General features: G+C 48.7%; 16 protein-coding genes and 1 pseudogene. 7 read left to right on the forward strand and 10 right to left on the reverse strand.

What is annotated here, in order from left to right; genetic code table 11:
• Positions 1–30: 30 nt before the first annotated feature.
• From NDI48_16060 to NDI48_16090, 7 genes and pseudogenes are all read right to left on the reverse strand, one after another.
• Positions 31–972, reverse strand: a complete 942-nt coding sequence (locus NDI48_16060; GenBank protein ID MEP0832690.1) for a phosphorylase — start codon at positions 970–972, stop codon at positions 31–33.
• 130 nt (positions 973–1,102) lie between these two features.
• On the reverse strand, positions 1,103–1,846 hold the full coding sequence (locus NDI48_16065; GenBank protein ID MEP0832691.1) for a thiazole synthase: 744 nt from the start codon (positions 1,844–1,846) through the stop codon (positions 1,103–1,105).
• 261 nt (positions 1,847–2,107) lie between these two features.
• Positions 2,108–3,091, reverse strand: a pseudogene (gene thiO, locus NDI48_16070) (glycine oxidase ThiO).
• A 96-nt stretch (positions 3,092–3,187) separates the two neighbouring features.
• Positions 3,188–3,496: a hypothetical protein gene (locus NDI48_16075; protein MEP0832692.1), complete on the reverse strand. Its 309-nt coding sequence runs from the start codon at positions 3,494–3,496 to the stop codon at positions 3,188–3,190.
• A gap of 456 nt (positions 3,497–3,952) precedes the next feature.
• Entirely contained in the window at positions 3,953–4,258 is a 306-nt protein-coding gene (locus tag NDI48_16080) for a hypothetical protein (protein MEP0832693.1), read from the reverse strand.
• A 361-nt stretch (positions 4,259–4,619) separates the two neighbouring features.
• Positions 4,620–5,057 (reverse strand): DUF4079 domain-containing protein, encoded by a 438-nt coding sequence (locus NDI48_16085; protein MEP0832694.1) that lies wholly within the window; start codon positions 5,055–5,057, stop codon positions 4,620–4,622.
• Between the two features lie 108 nt (positions 5,058–5,165).
• The gene (locus NDI48_16090) at positions 5,166–5,570 is read right to left on the reverse strand and encodes a DUF1830 domain-containing protein (protein ID MEP0832695.1); all 405 of its coding nucleotides are present in this window, start codon (positions 5,568–5,570) and stop codon (positions 5,166–5,168) included.
• A 527-nt stretch (positions 5,571–6,097) separates the two neighbouring features.
• On the opposite strand from NDI48_16090, the gene NDI48_16095 reads away from it, so the two are divergent.
• The 3 genes from NDI48_16095 (at position 6,098) to NDI48_16105 (ending at position 10,000) form a co-directional block, all read left to right on the forward strand.
• The gene (locus tag NDI48_16095) at positions 6,098–7,678 is read left to right on the forward strand and encodes a B12-binding domain-containing radical SAM protein (GenBank protein ID MEP0832696.1); all 1,581 of its coding nucleotides are present in this window, start codon (positions 6,098–6,100) and stop codon (positions 7,676–7,678) included.
• A gap of 135 nt (positions 7,679–7,813) precedes the next feature.
• Positions 7,814–9,214 (forward strand): metal-dependent phosphohydrolase, encoded by a 1,401-nt coding sequence (locus NDI48_16100; protein MEP0832697.1) that lies wholly within the window; start codon positions 7,814–7,816, stop codon positions 9,212–9,214.
• A 69-nt stretch (positions 9,215–9,283) separates the two neighbouring features.
• Positions 9,284–10,000 carry a pentapeptide repeat-containing protein gene (locus tag NDI48_16105; GenBank protein ID MEP0832698.1) on the forward strand — a complete coding sequence of 239 codons (717 nt, stop codon included), beginning with the start codon at positions 9,284–9,286 and terminating at the stop codon, positions 9,998–10,000.
• 364 nt (positions 10,001–10,364) lie between these two features.
• Here the strand turns inward: NDI48_16105 and NDI48_16110 are convergent, their stop codons facing one another.
• On the reverse strand, positions 10,365–11,183 hold the full coding sequence (locus tag NDI48_16110) for a CPBP family intramembrane metalloprotease (protein MEP0832699.1): 819 nt from the start codon (positions 11,181–11,183) through the stop codon (positions 10,365–10,367).
• A 132-nt stretch (positions 11,184–11,315) separates the two neighbouring features.
• Positions 11,316–11,597 carry an ATP-dependent Clp protease adapter ClpS gene (gene clpS, locus NDI48_16115; protein ID MEP0832700.1) on the reverse strand — a complete coding sequence of 94 codons (282 nt, stop codon included), beginning with the start codon at positions 11,595–11,597 and terminating at the stop codon, positions 11,316–11,318.
• Positions 11,598–11,900: 303 nt separating this feature from the next.
• Between clpS and NDI48_16120 the strand changes: the two genes are divergently transcribed.
• Positions 11,901–12,833: an alpha/beta fold hydrolase gene (locus tag NDI48_16120; protein MEP0832701.1), complete on the forward strand. Its 933-nt coding sequence runs from the start codon at positions 11,901–11,903 to the stop codon at positions 12,831–12,833.
• Positions 12,834–13,199: 366 nt separating this feature from the next.
• Here NDI48_16120 and NDI48_16125 read toward each other — a convergent pair whose 3' ends face one another.
• Positions 13,200–16,823, reverse strand: coding sequence for a CHAT domain-containing protein (locus NDI48_16125; GenBank protein ID MEP0832702.1), 3,624 nt, complete (start codon positions 16,821–16,823; stop codon positions 13,200–13,202).
• A gap of 525 nt (positions 16,824–17,348) precedes the next feature.
• On the opposite strand from NDI48_16125, the gene NDI48_16130 reads away from it, so the two are divergent.
• From NDI48_16130 to NDI48_16140, 3 genes are read left to right on the forward strand one after another with little or no spacing between them, the layout of a single operon-like run.
• The gene (locus NDI48_16130; protein ID MEP0832703.1) at positions 17,349–18,143 is read left to right on the forward strand and encodes a DUF2993 domain-containing protein; all 795 of its coding nucleotides are present in this window, start codon (positions 17,349–17,351) and stop codon (positions 18,141–18,143) included.
• Between the two features lie 18 nt (positions 18,144–18,161).
• The gene (locus tag NDI48_16135) at positions 18,162–18,821 is read left to right on the forward strand and encodes a MotA/TolQ/ExbB proton channel family protein (GenBank protein ID MEP0832704.1); all 660 of its coding nucleotides are present in this window, start codon (positions 18,162–18,164) and stop codon (positions 18,819–18,821) included.
• Positions 18,818–19,663, forward strand: coding sequence for a GNAT family N-acetyltransferase (locus NDI48_16140; GenBank protein ID MEP0832705.1), 846 nt, complete (start codon positions 18,818–18,820; stop codon positions 19,661–19,663). Before NDI48_16135 ends, NDI48_16140 begins: the two co-directional genes overlap by 4 nt.
• Positions 19,664–19,852 lie beyond the last annotated feature (189 nt).

Genomic DNA, 19,852 nt, shown 5'->3' on the forward strand with positions numbered 1-19,852 from the left:
TTTGTGGGATGGGCCGAAAAGCCCGTCCTTCTAAGCTGGGAATGCATTGGGTAGAGCAACATTCTTCAGCACAGTCATGGGGCCTTGTTCTATGAGAATCTGGATCTGCTCCTGGGAACGTACCGCGAGGGTACCCGCAAATCCTAACGAGTTTACAGGAATTGACTCAAACGATTCTAAGGAGCGTGGTACGAGTAACATCCACTCGCGTGTTGCCAGAAGATTATAAGCACCAGCTTGCTGATGAGAACTCTCACTGCTCAAACCCAAGACTTGAAGCATTGTGTGATAGTGTTCCAACGTTAAAGCAGCGGCTGCTTGTGGAGAGTGCAACCCACAAGAGTCTAGCTGTGTGATCCCATGGGCGAAAGGGAAGCCTGGTATAGTTCCAATCGACTCTTCAAAGCGGGTGGATGCGAGTAGAGGTGCGATCGGTAGATTGAGTCCGTTGGGTACAAGTGGCAGCGGAACCAATTGCAAGTGCTTGTGGCGCTGGCTAGCACCCGCTAATTTGCCTGCATTGTAAAACACCAAGCCGTCAATTTCGGCAAGACAGGCCCACATGGCTACAAAATCTTGCAGAGTTAGTAACTTTTCCTGCTCTTCAAACTCTCGCGTGACGATCAGCAGGTGATGGTCGAGCACGTTAAATTTGTTCAATAGACACAGATGGGTGTCGGAAATGTCTGTAACAAATAAATCCTCCTCGTAAGGAAGAAACGGGTTAAACTCCTTCCCGGCGGTTGTTTTGTGTTGCTCCTGCTTTGTTTTCGCTTCTGCTTTGCGGGCGAGGTTAGGCAAAACCCGAACCAGGAAATTAACGCCGTCTTGCTCGATCCATTGGCATTCCGTCGCGATGGGCTGGAGTGCACCGCAACTGAGAGCATGTTCAGTTGTTTCGGTCAGTTTAGCCCACAAAGTACCTGATTCTAACCGGAGTGTTGCTGGTACATTTTTTTCTGTTTGGGACATGGTGAAATCTCTTTAGCTGCGTCTAACTCTCCTGTGATATCCCAAGTTTCAGTCAAACGTGAAGGTTTATCGCAATTCCTTAAAATGCTTGCCCTCAATGAATATTGTTGTGGGGGATTGCCTGGACTAACTAATTCACCGTGCCAGTTAGCGGCGAACTAGCGCTGGCATAACTTTTCATCGGCATTCGACCCGACAGATAGGCAAGACGCCCTGCTTCTGCTGCCATACCCATAGCTCTTCCCATGGCGACGGGGTTTTGTGCCAGCGCGATCGCACTGTTAATTAATAAGGCATCTGCCCCCAACTCCATCGAATAAGCGGCCTCACTGGGCGTGCCAATGCCAGCATCCACCACCACCGGCACCTTGGCTTCTTCAATGATGATTTGGATATTAGCGGCATTCTTAATCCCCTGTCCCGAACCAATGGGTGACCCCAAGGGCATCACCGTCACACAACCCACCTCTTCCAATCGTTTCGCTAACAAGGGGTCGGCATTAATATAAGGCAATACGGCAAAACCTTCTTTTACCAATTGCTCTGCGGCTTCTAGGGTGCCAATGGGGTCAGGGAGTAAATACTTGGCATCTGGAATCACCTCTAACTTGACAAAATTATTATCTTCCTGACCCAATAGTTTTGCCATTTCCCGACCTAAGCGCGCCACCCGCACGGCTTCTTCCGCCGTTTTACACCCGGCTGTGTTCGGTAGCATCCAAATTTTCGTCCAATCCAGCGCCTCTGCCAGTCCTTCATGTCCGGGGGCTTGGGTTTGCACGCGACGCACGGCAACGGTGACAATCTGGCTACCACTTGCCGCAATGCTCTGTTGCATGAGTTCCAGGCTGCTATACTTGCCCGTACCTGTCATCAGGCGAGAATTAAATGTTCGACCCGCAATGATCAGCTTGTCCGTGGAGGGTTCCGGCAAAGATGGGGTTTGAGGGGCAAGGACTGAGGAGGTTGAATTAAGCGACGAGTTGCTGGAGAAAACCATCGGGCTTGTCTGAGCAGGAGCAGATTGAGTATAGAGTCGGTCGTAGCGAAAATGCTCTAGGAGTGGGTCAGATTTTTGCTGACTAATCAAGTCGGCAATTAACACCGCGGTTCCTGGTGCTAAAAGAATGCCATTGCGGTAGTGACCGGTCGCCAGGGTGAGATTTTTACAGGCACTGGTGCCGAGAATCGGTAGTTCATCGGGTGTTGCGGGACGAAACCCCCACCAGCACTCTTGTATCGGCCAGTCCTGTAATTCGGGATACAACCGCATTGCTTGCGTGAGTAGGGTATGAATCCCTGCTGGCGTGTTGTGAGGCATCCAGCCAACATCTTCACTCGTCGCCCCAATCAGAATCCGTCCATTTCGACGTGGTATTAGGTAGACTTCAGACCCGAATAGCACCCGCTTTAGGGAGTAAGGCTTACGATTTTCTGGTGCTTGCACGGACAACATCTGCCCTTTTTTCGGACGTATGGGCAACGGCAATAGGTCACTTGACCAGGCACCTGCTGCCAAAACGTAATGGTCGGCTTGAAATTCACCGACAGAGGTTCTCACCTCGCGGATAGTGCAATTTTGCTGCTCAATGGCGTAGACTTCAACCCCTTCACGCAGATTAACGCCCAATTCCTGAGCGGCCAGACGCAAGGCTTGAGCCAGTTCCCGGTTATCGACCTGTCCATCTTCCGGGTACCACCACCCCCCCACGACATCCGAACCCAAACTGGGTTGATACAAATGAATCGCTTCTTGGTCTAACCAACAGGCTGATTTTGCCTCAGCGCTTGTTACATTTTGTCTGGATGCGATTGCCTGTTCATAGACCGGTGCTAAAATTCCCGTCGGCCAGTAGCCTGTCGCCACACCCGTTAGCTGTTCTAGCTTACGAATCCATTCTGGATACAGCGATCGCGACCAACGGCATAAATCTAACATGGGACTTTGGGGAATCCTTTCTGCCAAAGGAGCCAACATCCCTGCGGCGGCTAGGGTAGACCCTTGTTGGAAATCGCGGGTAACAACGGTTACTGTTGCGCCCCGTAATTTGAGTTCAACGGCGATCGCTAAACCGATCACGCCGCCGCCAATGATGAGAATGTCACTTGCTGCGTTCATGGGAAAAAATTTAGACGCGCCTCGGACACGCCTACGCCGTTGTTGGTTACGGCCTTAAACCGAGAAACAAACAACTAAAAACTCAGGTTGTCCACTTTACCATAACGCAGGCACACCTTGGTTAGCCCCTGACTGCCCCGCCCCCGTGTTGGTGGCTTCGGGATTTAATATACCATCGGGGGATTGTGCATTACTCGGATTGTTTTGGGCTTGCCGCAGTGGCTGGTTGGCGCGCTGTACCTGTGTACGAGTTCCGGGTTGGTTTTGTGTTGTGTCTGAAGTATCCCCCGTTTGGTTGGCACTTTGATTCCGACCCAGGAAGGGAACTCGATTACACCCAGTTACTAAACCCACAAGCACCGTAGCTACAACAACTCTACTGATTAATCCCATAAATTGATGCATAAACCTGGGTCAAATAAAAAGAACTAAATGTGCCAATCACAAAAAGTTATCAAAACGAATATAAATATTGATTTTGTTTTGTTATTTTTTTAGGAATGGCTGCGACTTCAGACTTCAGATTACCAGCCTTGGGGCTAAATTCCTAGCAGATGCCAGTGTGGGGTCAGCAAGACCTTTGGCAGCCGTTCTGAATGAGTAAGACTTCGCTAAAAGCCGCAGGCGCAGCCAACACATCCTCCTGCCGGGTTACAAAAATAACACACCCGTTGGGAGTGGGGTCGGAGATGATCGCCTAAAGATGACCGGAGAGGACCGGAGCTCATACGAGGATGAGGATGAAGATGGGGGAGAACGTTTTTCGGAATACTCCTAAAAACAGGTGGGTTACTTCTGCCGAACGGGTCTAGGAACCATCACAGCTAGAAACGAATACAGGAGAATTGGATAGATTCCACCTTACCAAAGTGCTGGGACTGGCTGAGCGGTTTCCACTGGGGCAGAGTCCGTCGCTGCTGGATTGGTCGTTGTTTTTGGTGCTTGTGCGGTTGTAGCCGGAACGCTAGCTGGCGCTGTTGCTGTTCTATTAGATCGAGGAGCGCCTAATCTTTGATTGGTGGCTGTAGCGTTTGTCGGTTGTTGAGGGCTTCGTAATTGGTTTGCACTTTGACTCCGCCCTTGAAAGGGAAAACGCCAACCAATCGCTGCTCCTGCCAGAGCGGCGATCGCAACTACCATGATAATTAACCCGATAAATCTGTTCATACCTGAGTTAAGGAAAGAATCGTGCGTCTGTCAATCTACAAGAATAATCTAAAGCCGTAGGTAATCGGTAATACTCCTTTACCGGGGCTTGGGTCATGGAAGTGAATCAAGGTTTTACTGATTAGACATTGATGAGCAAAGCTCACGAGCATGGTACTGAAAATCTTGCTTCCCTGGCTTGGAAACCCCTGACTAAGTAGTATCTAGTTTCAGATTAGGCTTTACCTTCACCCTATCTATATATTCTCTATATTTTCTCTGAATCTCCGGTCAATGTCGCTACAACTTGCGAAAGAAATATTTTTGCTCCTCTCCTGTCGATGGGTTTGGTTTGCCCAACCTATCTAGGAGCAGCTTCGACTCAGGGTAAGTATTTCTGTACCACTTGCCAACCCGTCCAGGAAACCCAGGTAAATCCTACCAACAGTGCAATATTTGTCCCAACATGAATGGCACGCGCCCAATCTCGTTCTGGACGGATTAGGGCAGAACTGCCGGCTGAGAGAAAAACTAGAAATACAACAGACAACCCAGCGATTAAGTGTCCTGAGTGCCCTAAGCTGCCGAAATGACCCAAGGTTCCCACAATGCCAATTAAGAGCAGCAGTAAGACTAAACTCACCATGAGCCAACCCACGATGTAGTGTAAAGGTCGTAACCAACGGGGTTGTAGATGATGAGATTGACGTTTCCTGAAGAGGAAAAACCCGGTCATACTGAGCAGAAAATAAGCCAAGAGGGAGAAGCCCATTGACCAAGCGGCTATCTTCCAGAGCCAGATAAAGGAAGGCAGATTCACAAAATAACCCCCCATTTGGGTGGGTAGAGTTTTCTCCTCCCATCATAAAAGTAAGGGATTGCCCAATGAGGACAACCCCTGTCTCAATTTCACTCCAGGAAGGCTCAACTAGCCCAGAGTCGCAAAAGTTAAAGTTTCTTTTGATAATCGGATATTATGATTGACGAGTTCTACTTTGACTGTTTCCACCGGTTGCTTAGTTGTAGTCGCTTCCGCTAAAGCCTTAGGTAATGGAGGCTCTAAGGGATTTTCGTTGTCGTCTACACGCAAACGATCGCAGGGAATCGTATCTGAAAGAATGGCACTGGCCATCATGCCGGAGTGAATTTCCAGTTGAGCTTTGGCTAGGGCTTCAAACACCAGGCGCTGTCCTGGAAACACCACACGCTCAAAATACCAGTTGGGAATGTTTGTTATGCGGGCGATCTGTATATGGCTAGTGGCATTCACATAGCAGCAGAGAATTTGTTGATTTTGGTTATCAGGTGGGAGAGGATCAAGGATTTGAGCCATAACTGCCAGTGCGATTAACGAATTTAGCTTTTTATTACATCCCTCAAGTTAGCACCTGCGATCCCCACTGGCTGTAAACCCCACTACCAATCACGTCCTATCAACCCTCGCTATTTAGGACTCGGCGGGTAAATTTCCTGATTTTTTCGGCTTTTGCGCCTTTTTTAGCAATTTTTTAGAGATTTAAGCACCAATGGAGGCATCAGCCCACTGTATCTCACCCTGGGGTCTGATTCGTCTTACCTGTTACTCTTTTTGGCTTCCTCAAAAAAAAATACCACACAGTTGAGAGAAGTCGGTAATCTTGTTAAAGTTAAGTTATATGAATAATCTTTTCAGAATTGTGAGTGGCTCTCCCTTGTCAAACAGCGAGAGTCGGTAAGAAGCAAGCAGACTCTTAAAGTGGGGTAATAGCTCAAATCCCGTTCATCAAGCCAATACAACGCCATCTGCTCTCAGGATTGCTCTAATGTTTATGTTGGAGTCAGTGACTTATAAAAAAGAACATCTGTAACACGAAGTTAACAATGCAACAGAAAATCCTCTATGTTCGGCTTCCCTGTAACCCCATCTTTCCGATTGGTGTCGTTTACTTAGCCGATCACGTTCATAAGTTGTTTCCAGAAGTTGAGCAGCGCATCTTTGACTTGGGAACGGTGCCTCCCCTGGATTTTGCCAATGCCCTCGATACCTGCGTTGACGAGTTTCAACCCACGCTGTTGGTGTTCTCCTGGCGTGATATTCAAATTTATGCGCCCGTAGGGGGACGAGGAGGCAATCCCCTACAAAATGCCTTCGAGTTCTACTATGCTCGTAACCCCTTCATCAAGCTCAGGGGAGCTTTGGGGGGTTTGCGTCTAGCTGCGTCTTACTACACGGAGCTCTGGCGCAACCTCGGCTTAATTCAGCAAGGGGTCAAACGATCCCAAAAATACCACCCAGAAGCGCGTGCCATTGTCGGTGGGGGGGCAGTGAGTGTGTTTTATGAACAACTGGAAAATAAACTCCCCACCAGAACTATTGTTTCCGTAGGTGAAGGGGAAGCGCTCCTGGAAAAAATTCTACGAGGCGAAAGTGTTGAGGGTGAGCGCTGTTATGTGGTTGGGGAGACTAAACCGCGCGATCGCTTAATCCATGAACAACCCGCCCCCCTAGAAAAAACCGCTTGTAATTACGACTACATCGAACAAATCTGGCCGAGTTTTGATTATTACCTACAAGAAAACGACTTCTATATAGGTGTACAAACCAAGCGAGGTTGTCCGCACAACTGCTGCTATTGCGTCTATACCGTAGTGGAAGGCAAACAGGTACGGATTAACCCAGCTTCGGAAGTGGTGGCTGAAATGCGCCAGCTTTATGATCGCGGCGTCCGTAACTTCTGGTTTACCGATGCTCAATTCATCCCGGCGCGCAGGTTTATGGATGATGCCATTGAACTGTTGCAGAAAATTGTTGATTCAGGCATGAGGGATATACATTGGGCGGCTTATATTCGGGCAGACAATTTAACGCCCCAATTGTGCGACCTCATGGTGAAAACCGGCATGAATTACTTTGAAATAGGCATCACCAGCGGTTCTCAAGAACTGGTGCGGAAGATGCGGATGGGTTACAACCTACGTACCGTCTTGCAAAACTGCCGAGATTTGAAAGCGGCTGGCTTTAATGACCTGGTTTCGGTCAATTACTCGTTTAATGTCATCGATGAACGACCGGAAACTATTCGTCAGACTATTGCCTATCATCGGGAGTTAGAGCGGATTTTTGGAGCGGATAAAGTCGAACCGGCTATCTTCTTTATTGGGTTACAACCCCACACTCACCTGGAAGAGTATGCGTTTGAAAATAACATGCTCAATCGCGATTATGACCCGATGAGCTTAATGCCTTGGACAGCCAAGAAACTGCTGTGGAATCCAGAACCTTTGGGGTCGTTTTTCGGGGAAGTTTGTCTTCAAGCATGGCGGCAAAATCCGAATGACTTTGGGCGGGAAGTCCTGAAGATTCTTGAAGGACAATTGGGTTGTGCACCGTTAGAGGAAGCACTAACCGCTCCCCTTGAGCCGAAACAGAAACAGGATAAACAACTGGTTACTGTTGTATAGGAAACTGGGCAATTTGAAAGCGTTGCCCGTACAATGACTGGAAAAGTAGCGCTCTCTTTTTTTCGGTTGCCTATAGAGATTCTTTTTTAAGAGCGTCCTTTACATGTTTGTGGTTGGAGATCAAAAAACCTAACAATGCTGGAAGGTTCGATTTTACGAAAGTTAGAAGCAGCCCATCGAGGAAGTAAAAGACCTCTAAACTTTGGGGTTTATTACAAAAACACACTCGTTGCTCTGTGCCATGCTCTGGAAGACTTCATTCTGGAGTCTGGCGGTACACCTCTGATGATTACAGCTTTCCAGCGAGGTAAGTGGTATTTGCAAGAGGCAGAGCGTTATGGAGATTTAGCCGAGAAAGCTTCTCAGGTGGTGATTATGGCAGCATCTGATGCTGGCTTTGCTGAACACCCGACAAGCCAACGGTCGAATGTGGAACTGGTGAATCTGACACCGGATGATCCAGTGGCTCAAGAGTGGCACCTGATTATTTTGTCGGAGACTTACTCCGCGATGGTACTCTGTCAAGAGTTATCGTCCACAGATTATGGGCCAACGGGTTTACCCGAAAATGATCTAGAACGCAAGTTCTATGGATTTTGGACGTTTGAGGCCGAACTGGTACAGGAGACAATAGACTTAGCGATCGCGCATATCGGTCGTTATGCTCCAGACTTGCAGCAAGCCTTGAAAAGCCAAAAACAAAAGATTACCGCCGCCTATGGCACCAAGCCACGAGACGACATTGGCATAGTGGTGGCTCGTGTGGTGGATTATCTTCAACATAGTCAAGAAGATGTCTCTCACCTTGGGGAAAACGAACTGTTTGCCTCGCCGATTCATGAACAGGCGTTAGATGACAACCTGCTATCTAGCGAGATGCAGGCATTTTTGCGGATGGCGCAGCTCATCGACCAAGCAAATGCGGCGAATCCCTTGGCGGCGGCTGAGGTGGCTGCAATGGCAGAGGCCATGGGACAAATGCTGGATATTCCGTCGTGGCAGCTCAAGCGTCTACGTCTGGCGGCGTTATTGCATGGGTTGGGTTCGTCGTTGGTGACAGCCGTTCATTCCCAGGACGAAGCCCCCAGTTGCCCTCTAACGTCGGCTGTGCAGGCATTACGAGTGATGCCCCGCATGAGAGCGATCGCCCAAATTATCACTCACCAAACCGAGTGGTGGGATGGTACGGGTCTGCCCGCTGGCTTAGCTTATGATGCCATTCCTTTAGAATCGAGAATTTTAGGACTGGTGGCTCACTTTCAGTGGCACGTCAGACAGCTACGGATGTCACAAGAAGGAGAGGAGACAACCTCCAATCTCGAAGAAACCTTATCCAAAGCGTTAGCCCAATGTCAGCGCCAAGCAGGCGAAGCGTTTGACCCCAAACTCGTTGAAGCTCTATCTTTACTGGTTATGGGGATGCAACAGGGCATGAGCTTGCAGGTGAATCAACCTAAAATTGCAGCAGGGATGTGGTTGCTCGATTCCCATCCGAATGAAGAGTTAAAGGTTAGCAAGTTGAAGCTTGAAGATTAGATCGTTCAACTTTCAACCTTTTCAGGTTCAACGTTTATGTTAGGTCAACCTAATTTTTTGAGTTAAGTGATGGAGATAGAAGCAATTCGCTCTGGGAAACTCAAGCAACTGCCAGGAGCCGATTTAGAAGAGGAAGACCTTTCTGCCAGTCAACTAGAGCGTATTAACCTGGCTGGGGCGACACTGGCGGGTACCAATTTTTCTGGCTCCAATCTCAATGGTGCCCGTTTAGATGGTGCTAACTTGGTTGGAGCCAAACTCGCCGCCGCCGATTTACGAGCCAACTTCCTCGGTGCCAACTTGATGCAAGCCGATTTAAGCAGTGCAGATTTGCGCGGGAGCAACCTCCGAGGTGCAAACTTGATGGGCGCAAAGCTTCAGAAGGCGACTTTGGTCGGTGCGTTTTTGAGTGGTGCCAACCTGATGGGAGTGAACTTACAGGGGGTTGATTTACGCGGTGCCGACCTGCGAGGTGCTAATCTCAACAGTGCGAATCTCAAAGGGGCTGATCTGTCTCAAGCGGATTTGCAAGGAGCTAGCTTGAGTAATGCCAATTTGGAGGAGGCAGACTTACGCGGTGCCAACCTGGCTGGTGCGAACTTGACGGAGGCTAATCTCCTGTGCGCGGAGTTAGAGGGAGCTAATTTAGAGGGGGTTAATCTAGCCGCAGCTTGTTTAATTGGCACATCTCATGCGAAATTAACCCCACCATTGGAACAGGTGAAAATTCCCTTGAGGTTTACTGAAATAGAGCATACTTCGGTGCAAGATCTCACACAAGAATAGACCCTCTTGAAAGTTTACTTTCATCCTTCGTTGTGAGCGATCGCATCGAGCAGGGGGTCTGTTGTAAAAATAAAAAGAACCCTTGCCCATCCCTCCCTATAACGGGGAGGGAGCAAAATTAATTTGACCATTTCGGAGAATTGATAGCACAGCGACACGTAGTCCAGCCTAAATGTAACAATTAGGTTAGTTCGTGTTGATCGGGCAATCATGTCAGAAGAAGAGAAGACAGTAAACTCCTCTAGTGCTTCACCTACATCTTGTGATTCATCTGACCAATGAGCAGTTTTTGGAGCTGTGTCAAATTAATCGAGACTTATGCATCGAACGGACTGCTACAAGAGAATTAATGCTCATAGTTGCCCTAGCGAAGCTTACGGAAAACAACTGATTGCTTCCTCATCCACAAGGCAAGAACACTCAAAAATAACAAACCCATTACTCCAGCGATCGGGTTATTATCAACACCCGTAATCCAAGGAGAAACGTTGTTAGAATACTGCACTAATTGCCCTACATTGAGGATGTAATAGCCCCAAACCAAGCCTGCGTGCAAACCTATTGATAAGCCCAAACGACCTCCAGATGACCGTTTTGCCCAAACTAGCGTTAACCCCAGCAGCACTAAGGCAGGAAATGTTGGTAATGTGCGAATTACTTCTAAGAGGGGTTTGAGAAAGTGCAATACCGCAAAGATAATCGCATCAGCCCAAAGAGAGGCTTTTAGGGTATAGTCTCGTTGCAACTCATCCAATACCCAACCCCGAAAGACTAACTCCTCCGCAAAACCAATGCCAAGGGCACTGACAAATCCCTCTAAAATTACTTTGGGTAATACACTTTGAGGCGTTTGGAATTTAATCCAACCGAGTAACCCTTCTACAACAAATAGGGAAAAGGTAAACAATAGACCAATACCCAATCCTTTGAGTAGGTCTAATCCATTTTGCCGCGATCGCACCAACCCATAACGTTTTAGCAGATGCTCTCGCTCATAGACATTCTTCCCCCACCATCTCAGCAACAACAAAAATGCCCCGAACAATAGCCCCATGGTCAGAATGGTCACTAAGTTCGGGTCTTGAGCCAATAATAAATAAATGGGTGCTGCTACTGGTAGCCAGAGCAGCGATAAAATCACAAGAAATATCCCCAGACGCGCTGGTGCTGGGTATTGAGCCAATTTAGTAAGCTTAGGTTTCAAACGGCTTGGGATGTGAGCGGTTGGCAAAGAACCGGAAATAGTATTTTAAACCAGGCTTTTAAACTTGAGGCCATGCTTACCCTCGACACCCTCAAGACAAATCTTAACCCCTTACTCATCCGGTTCAATGGTGCTGCTTAAACCGTGGTTCTTCAGCGTTTCGCAGTAGAACTCCGCATGTTCTTGAGCACAAGTAATCACCAAGCCGATCCCCGTCATATGAGCTTCCATCATAATGTTGACGGCTTGAGGCTGAGTTAGACTCGCTACTGTCGTCATTAAGGTTTGCACCACATGCTCCATCGAATTGAAGTCATCGTTATGGAGCAAAACGCGATAGCGAGGCGCGTGTTTACGAACTGTTGAACGCTTCTCAATTGTTTCGACAGACACTACTCTACCCTCTTGTGTTCATAGGTTTGCACTGATTCCCAGTGGAACAGGGAAAGATACTCGCATTGTCTTTATATTACTAAACATTGTGGGATTCAATACAGTTGCAAGAGTAAATTGTTGCTACAAAACGGGTGCAAAACTGCACATGGCTTTGAAATATGCTATAGGGTGCAAGACCCTAAAGTAGTCAACACAAGGCAACGGCAAACTCTAATTTGCAACCGACAACTTTCAACGTTCAACCTGCAACCTGCCAACCCCAGCTAAAATAAGAAAAGTTAACGTTAATTAACATTTCTCGTGACGACACAGGCAATCCGAGAGACCGCAGCCAGCCCAGCACCCGGTACTTACTGGCAATGGCGGGGACAATCTATTTACTATGTACAAGCGGGGCAGAAACGATCAGGACGCCCCCCTTTACTGCTGATTCACGGCTTTGGCGCATCCACAGACCACTGGCGCAAGAATATTGCTGAACTTTGTCACGACTTTGAAGTTTGGGCAATTGACTTGTTGGGATTTGGACGTTCAAGCAAACCCGATTGGCAGTATGGAGGTGACGTGTGGCGAGACCAGTTGCATGACTTTATCACTGAGGTGATTGGCCAACCCGCCGTATTGGCGGGAAACTCTTTAGGTGGCTATTCAGCGCTGTGTGTTGCAGCCCAGCGTCCTAATGCTGCTGCTGGTGTAGTGCTGCTCAACAGTGCTGGCCCTTTCACCGATACCAAGGTGCCGGATCAAAAGAGTCCCTTACAACAATTCATCGGCGACCTCGCCCGGTCAGTTTTGCTGCAACCTTGGGCAAGTTTTCTGTTGTTTCAGTACGTGCGGCAACGCTCAATGATTCGCAAAACGCTCTCCCAAGTGTATCTGGATCAGAGTGCGGTCACAGACCAATTGGTGGAAGAGATTTACCGCCCCTCCTGTGATGAGGGTGCCCATAAGGTGTTTGCCTCGGTGTTCAAGTCTCCCCAAGGTGAAAAAATTGATGTTCTGTTAAACCAGCTAACCTGTCCACTCCTCCTGTTATGGGGAGAAGCTGACCCTTGGATGAATGCCAAACAGCGGGGCGCTTTGTTCCGTCAATACTATCCTCAACTCACAGAACACTATCTCCAAGCTGGGCACTGTCCCCATGATGAGGTGCCAGAACAGGTGAATGCGATTCTACGAAATTGGATATTGGCGATCGACTCAGTTGACGCATCAAGTGTGAGCGAGTTTTGAGACGAGATGAGATGAGATACCCGACTTCTTTAAAGAAGTCGGGTATCTGAACCACTGCAAGCGTAATACTCTGAGCGTAGTAAAACAATTAATCTAAAAAAAATTCCATTTTTTCTTGTTTTTGCGACACTTCTAACTACAAAAAATACTTTTTTTCAAAAGGACTCGCGGTATTACATGTCTTACTGATATTGTCAATAAATTCCCCATTCTCTGGACATTTTCCCCGCCTTCGGAAGCCTTAGGTTTAAACTTAAAGGCAGCGGGGAAATTCTTTTTAAGATGCCCATTCCCTATTAGAGAATCGTCTCGTGGGATGGGCATCCTGCCCGTCTGAGTCATGCAAGTTAAATGCACAAAAGCTGACTACCAAGGATTGCCAATCATTGTAAAAGCCGCCCAGTAGTAAGGATGGGTCAATTTTTTGTCCCCCAACCGAACTAAAGCAGGTGGTAGCGGCACCGTCCCTTGCGGACTAATCAACTTACCCGATTCCACACGAATCTCTCCCTTGAGCATGGCTAACTGGGCTTGTCGTAATGCCTCTGCCTTAATCGGGGTACTTCTGAGCTGCCTGTAAAACTCGCTCATGAGTCCCAAGGTAGCTTCATCACTGACAATCCACAGACTCGCTACAGCTGATTTAACACCCGCCTGTACTGCCAGACCCGCAAAGCCTAGCTCGGCTTGTTCATTGCCCACTGCTGTCCGACAAGCACTCAGAACCAATAGCTCTACCGGTGGATTACTCCAGTTAAGTTGGGAGATCTGATTCAGCCGTAGCTTACTATTAGCGAGTTGGATGTAGGAATTATCTGGCGATCCCGCATGGAAGTCGGCATGAGTGGCGAGGTGGATAATACCAAAGGCTCCCTGCTGGCGTTGGGCTTTCAGATTTTCTAGCGTGAAGGCATTGTTGAGGAACGCTTTTCCTTTCCACAGCTTTTCTGTAATCACAGAAAGCTCCAGGGGTACGGCGGGTAGAGGCGTTTGGTCGGGAAAATTCTCGGCTCCCATTGCCAAGACTTGGACATTTTTGAGATTTTGGTAGCGAGTATCCGTGAGATTGAAACTAGGCATTAAACCCACACTGTATCGCTCTACCAAAAAGCCGCGACCATCATGAAGAGCGGCAATCGGTACAGAGCGTAAACCACTGTCCATCAGAAAGACGATGTTGTTTATTTTTTGGGTCTTTAGCTCGGCCTCTAACGGTGCTACAAGCCACTCATACAACTGCCGAGACGAACTGAGGTAGTCATCAGAACTTTTGATGTTGGTTACATTATTGCGAAACTCTTGAGCGATGTTGAGGACGCGATCGCGCGTGGCTCCCTCCACCCGTTTACGAATGGTTTTCCCCTGTGCGGTAACGAGTATCAGTTCCAGTTGGTCTGTGGGTTGCGGTGCTTGAGTTTCCCCCGATGAATGGGACTCCAGCGTAGCAGGCACAAAAACTGTATAGATGAGGGCGGGTTTTTTACCCGTTACCTGATCGATGCGATCGAGGGTATCACGCACCTGGGTTAAGTTGAGACTCGCTGGATTAAACGAGCGATCGAAATATCGCTCAACCTGTTGCGTCAACGACTTGTCCACTTCCGCTACTCCCGTGTCAATGGCGGCTGGGGGAAGGCTGGATGAAATCGATAGGGGTGCGCTGGTGAAATTGTCCTGTTGGGGTGGAGTTGTTACCTGTAACTGGGGTGTAATCGTATTTTTTCCGGAAGTAATGATTTGGATGCCACTTGGGGGACTACCCAGGCTGTAGGAACCGGAAAACACTCCGGAGGCAATCAGGTTGTTGGTGCCTGTGGAAATGGCTCCAGCCGTACCATTCAACCCGTTATAATTCGACCCTACTGTAAAAGGAATACCCAAGGAGCCGCCTCCATGCCGGATGCTGATGGAGCCTCCCTGAATTCCACCGCCCGTAGAAATACTGGCATTGCTGCTATTGGTACCCCAAGCCTGGAACAAACGTGGGGTCGTAATTTCCACATTACCGCCTACACCATTACCGAGGCTTCGGGTATCAATCGAGTTAACCGTGATGTCCTTTTGAGCATTCAATGTAACTCGGCCCCCATCTCCGGCAGAGGAACTGGTGTTAATCCGTCCAGTAGTAATGCTGTCATTTTGCGACTTTAAGGTGAGTGCGCCCCCATTGGTGAGGAAATTACCCCCTGTGATCTTAGTGGCGGCTTCTAGGGCCAGCGAACTGCCAGAACTTTGGAGGGTATCGTTGAAGTCTTGGAAGGCAATTGAACTGCCCGTAGAGCGAAGGGTGAGGCTTCCCGTTTTCTGGCCTAAGTTCACCCCATTGTTTTGGGTGACACCCGGTGTATTGCCGAAGATATCCGCGATCGCAATTGGCCCAGTGGCTTGTAAGACAATATTATTATTTGGCGCTAAATCGGCAATTTGTCCCCAAGATATGGTATTATCACCAGCGTTATTATCGGATAGCAAGATTTGCGGATTATTCGCCAAGGTGCGGTTTTGAGCCTTGGTGACAGCCTCCGCATCCGTCAGCGTTAAGTTAGCCGAGTTGAGGAACAACGTGCCTCGTTCCCGATTAGCGGCTAAGGTGTCCACGCTGCCCGTAAAGGTCAGATTCTGGGTTCCTGACACCTCCACGAAGCCACCATTGCCGCTACTAGCTCCACCACGAGCATTCACTTCACCCAGAAAACGGGTTGTATTACCCGCCCAAACCCGAACTTGACCCCCATTCCCTGTTGCGCCAGCATTGGCGTTAATTTTCACATCCGGTCCGAGAAATGTTCTTAACTGTTGGGATACCGTGTCCTGTCCTTGAACATCTGCACCAATCAATACCCTACCGCCCCCCGCACTCCCAGAGGCGTCTACCTGCGCCTTTTCCACTAAACCCACCAGATTGCCCCGTAACTGCACAGAACCGCCGATTTCTGAAGGCTTCGTCGTGGCAGCGTCAGCAGTACCGGAGAGTATAACCGTACCTGGTGACTGGGGCACCACAAGACCTGAATCAGTGAGTACCACCTGACCGACATCATTCACCGTCAATCCTTTGGTTGCAGAACCCGCATTACCAGTAAGTAATTGGGGTGGGGACAGAGGTGTGGGGAGTGGGGAGTTGGAGGTGGCAGGAAGGGTGCAATTCGTCGAACTGCTGCACGGTTGAATCTCTAAATTGAGCAAGTGACCGGATAGAGAAATGCGTATCAAGTTTTGCCCAGGTACAGCCGCAATGCTTAGGTTCCCTCCGGGTGCCTTCAGCTCACCGGTACTGACCACTGTGCCGCCCAGTAAGCTGAGATTTTTCCCTTCGGTGACAGCCAGTTGACCCGAATTAGCGATCGCTCCAGGTGTTCCGGAGGTTCCAAAGGCAAAGGTACTGGGCGTCCCAATTAAGGAAGAATAGTCATTTGTACCAACAGCGTTGAACCCGTTGTTGTTGCCAAAGCCAATTCTTGTGGCTGTCGTAGCGGTAAAGTCACCCGGAACGTTTAACTGAGCCTTGTCCCCAAAAACGATCCCCGCTGGGTTGATCAAAAATAAGTTAGGGTTGCCGCTACTCGTAACCTGAATCAGACCATTAATGATCGAAGGGTTCCCTCCCGTCACCCGACCCAGGATATTCAAAACGGAGGGATTGGCAATAAAATTAGCGGTCTCACCTGCCTCAAGGCCAAACTGAGTGAAGCTGTGGAATAGATTCTTTCCATCCTGACTCAGCTGACCGTTGGTGATGTCATAAACGGCTGCATTGCCCGAAGTGTTGGGGTTGCTCGGCGGACTCACACTTGTGTTGGTACTGCCATCAGAGGTGATAGGTTGAGCTGCGACAGACGTTAGCGATGTGAGCCAACTCGATGACTGTCCCACGAAAGAAGGCAGGAAAAGGGTGGCAAGTGTGGATAAGCAAGCTAGCCAGAATTTGCTAGTGCCGGGATAGTGTTCCAGTTTCCTTGCAAAGCTCAGCAGGGAAATTAGTTTTGGCATGGAATCTTTAAAAAAGGCTAACTCTTGTCTCTGGTGAACAGGGTTCTAAAAAATAGGGTGAGAGGGAGACTGGAGTTTGAGTGAGGGGGTGAGCGCAACTCATCCGAGGAGGTAAGAACTCCCCGTAAGGGTGGCTGTTGGCGTAGTAGACGTTCGCTGCGTAGCGTCGTCAAATCCTTGGGTGAAGGTTGCCGATCATCTTGGGTGTAAGTTCTGGGAAGTTGCCCCCTCTACTCCTTGCCCTATCGAGGGTTGACGCTTGATGCACCCGGAGAGATTCAACTGAGATAGATGTTTCCCTTTACAAAAACTGATGAAATGATTAAGAAATTCTATGTTCCAGCTCTATGACTTCAGTATTAAAACTAAAGAAAGGGTTAAGAGCTTGTATTACAAGGGTTGAGCGCGTTCGTGGGTTACTCTCTCCAACCTAGCCCAATGCCTCGGTACGTGAGGAGCTGGATTGCTGAGTTCTTCACAGTTTGTTACAAAGATATAGAGAACTCTCGTGGATGCAAGAGCGGTATGTTTGGTGGCTTTACCGGTTCAAAAACTCCTACTGGCACGGACTGGGGAGAGCAAATGCTCAATACCGTCGCCAGCAAGACGATTCGCCACCTTTTTACTGAGAGCGAGTCAGTGGAGGTCTCGGTGCGCTGTTACCCTTCAAGCAAATTGTTGCAGGGTAGCATCGACAGCCTCAAGATGAATGGTCGTGGTTTGGTGATTCGTCAGCAGTTCCGGACGGAGGAATTGTCCTTTGAAACGGATGCCATCTCCCTGGACTTTAGCTCGGTTCTCAAGGGTCAGATGAACATCAAGCAGCCCACCCAGGCGATCGCACAGGTTGTCCTCACGGAAGAGGATATCAATAATTCTTTTAAGGCAGAACTGGTCAGGAAGCGGTTAGAGAATATTACCAGTCCAGCCTTGAGTGAGTTGTCGGGGGGTGAGCCAATTTCCTTTACTGAGGTGCAAGTTACCTTGCAACCCAACAACCAACTACGTTTGTTTGCCAAAGCCAATCTTCCTGTGCAGGGTTTAGTGCCGATTAGTATGACATCTACTCTGGCGGTTGAGCGGCGGCGGCGTGTCCTGTTTCAAAACTCTCAGTTTGAACCAGAGGACATACCAGAGTCTTTGCGGGAAACATCACAAAAGTTAGCAACCGCGTTGGATGAGATCTTGAATAATATGGTGGATCTGGATCGGTTCAACCTTGATGGCGTCACGCTGCGAATTAATCGTCTGGAAACTCATGGCAAAAAGCTGATTTTCAGTGGTTACGCCCAAATTGAGCGCGTTCCAAATACTCCATAACCATAAAGCACATAAATAATGTCAATCAGTGGTTTCTTTGCGGCGGGTGGGGTGGTTATGTGGCCCCTGTTGGTGTTCTCTATCCTGGCGATCGCACTGATTTTGGAGCGCCTCATCTTTTGGCAACGAGTCACCAAGCGTCAGAAGCCCATAATTAAAGCCGCCCTCAGGCTTTACCTACAAGACCCTCAAGCTGCCTACAACATCCTAGAAAAAAATAGCGACCTGCCGCTCGCGCGGATTTTTCTGGCTGCACTAGAAATGGAAAACCCCACCCCAGAGGAATTTCGGCTAGCACTCGAAAGTGCCGCTCAAGCGGAGATGCCTATCCTCAAGCGTTTCAATACGGGGTTTGAAACAATTATCGCGGTTTCTCCACTACTCGGTCTTTTGGGTACCATTCTTGGCTTGATTACCTCTTTTGCCGCGCTTAGAGTGGGCGATATTGGCACTACCAGCACTCCGGGTGTTACAGGCGGAATCAGTGAGGCTTTAATCTCAACAGTAGGGGGGTTGTGCGTAGCCATCTTTACCCTGCTTTTTGCCAACTCCTTTCGGGGGCTATATCGTCGTCAACTCGCCTTAATTCAGGAGTATGGTGGTAAGCTAGAGCTGCTTTATCGTCGTTACTATGCCTATGGGAGACTGCCCTATGTAGCAGCTCATGAACCCGAATGAAACTCAAGCATCTGACTGAGGCCAATCAAGATTACGAACAAACCCGAAGCTTCTTACTAAAGCACGAAGCGTATCACAGCTTGATGTTTGGTCTGCTCGATACGATCCTTTACTCTCCCCATCGCTTCAAATATCAACCTTATGTCGCCATGGTGGAACACAATGATACTGTTTTAGCGGTTGCCCTGCAAACACCGCCTCGCAAGCTCTTGCTATCGCGAGTTGAAGACGTTCAGGCGATCGCTATCATCGCCCAAGACTTATATTCCAGGCAAGCACAAATACCGGGCGTTATGGCTACGGCATCAGCCGCTAAAACTTTTGCCCAACATTGGCAAGAATTGACGGGACAACCTTACCACGAAGGAACGCGAGAGCGCTTCTATCAACTCGAAACCGTGCAACCTCTTCCCTTTGTCAGCGGACAGTTGCGGCAGGCTACATTCGGCGATCGCGAATTACTGATTAATTGGTGTCGTGCTTTTATGGAAGAAGTCTCAGAGGAAATCGTCGATTGGGAGGCGGAGGAAGTTGTGGAGCGCTATTTGGCAGAGGGGAGTCTACATTTTTGGCACGATGACACCCCCTTATCTTTGGCTAACTTCTATAGTTCAACACCCAATGGAGTGAGGATTAATTTGGTTTACACTCCGCCAGAGCATCGGAGAAAGGGTTATGCAACCGCTTGTGTTTCGGCGTTGAGTCAAGCCTTACTAGATCGGGGATATAAATACTGTTTTTTATCTACAGATTTAGCTAATCCTGCCCCGAATCACCTTTATCAGGCGATCGGATATCAGCCTTTGGATGATTATATGCAGCTCTACGGGTTCGATGGCTGATACAGGAGCATATAGGTGCAGTTGCTCTAGTGTCACTCATGATGTAAGTTCTTGCCAGTTTCGTGTTAAAACGTGTGGAAAGTCAGCATATGCTCTGATGTGTCTAATCTCTAGGCAATTCCTCTTGTGATTGAGCGCTCCTGTTACCCGCAAAATCATCGGGAAAAGTATACGCCTGAAGGTTATTCC

The sequence above is a fragment of the Microcoleus sp. AS-A8 genome, assembly GCA_039962225.1.
In the GTDB taxonomy this organism is placed as follows: domain Bacteria; phylum Cyanobacteriota; class Cyanobacteriia; order Cyanobacteriales; family Coleofasciculaceae; genus Allocoleopsis.

What these genes read in the sequence shown, in the direction of transcription:
- NDI48_16140 (MEP0832705.1), top strand. Translation starts at nt 18,818, where the DNA reads ATGAAACTCAAGCATCTGACTGAGGCCAATCAAGATTACGAACAAACC.
- NDI48_16125 (MEP0832702.1), bottom strand. Translation starts at nt 16,823, where the DNA reads ATGCCAAAACTAATTTCCCTGCTGAGCTTTGCAAGGAAACTGGAACAC.
- NDI48_16080 (MEP0832693.1), bottom strand. Translation starts at nt 4,258, where the DNA reads ATGAACAGATTTATCGGGTTAATTATCATGGTAGTTGCGATCGCCGCT.
- NDI48_16100 (MEP0832697.1), top strand. Translation starts at nt 7,814, where the DNA reads ATGCTGGAAGGTTCGATTTTACGAAAGTTAGAAGCAGCCCATCGAGGA.
- NDI48_16075 (MEP0832692.1), bottom strand. Translation starts at nt 3,496, where the DNA reads ATGCATCAATTTATGGGATTAATCAGTAGAGTTGTTGTAGCTACGGTG.
- NDI48_16135 (MEP0832704.1), top strand. Translation starts at nt 18,162, where the DNA reads ATGTCAATCAGTGGTTTCTTTGCGGCGGGTGGGGTGGTTATGTGGCCC.
- NDI48_16095 (MEP0832696.1), top strand. Translation starts at nt 6,098, where the DNA reads ATGCAACAGAAAATCCTCTATGTTCGGCTTCCCTGTAACCCCATCTTT.
- NDI48_16130 (MEP0832703.1), top strand. Translation starts at nt 17,349, where the DNA reads ATGTTTGGTGGCTTTACCGGTTCAAAAACTCCTACTGGCACGGACTGG.
- NDI48_16090 (MEP0832695.1), bottom strand. Translation starts at nt 5,570, where the DNA reads ATGGCTCAAATCCTTGATCCTCTCCCACCTGATAACCAAAATCAACAA.
- NDI48_16105 (MEP0832698.1), top strand. Translation starts at nt 9,284, where the DNA reads ATGGAGATAGAAGCAATTCGCTCTGGGAAACTCAAGCAACTGCCAGGA.
- NDI48_16065 (MEP0832691.1), bottom strand. Translation starts at nt 1,846, where the DNA reads ATGACAGGTACGGGCAAGTATAGCAGCCTGGAACTCATGCAACAGAGC.
- NDI48_16060 (MEP0832690.1), bottom strand. Translation starts at nt 972, where the DNA reads ATGTCCCAAACAGAAAAAAATGTACCAGCAACACTCCGGTTAGAATCA.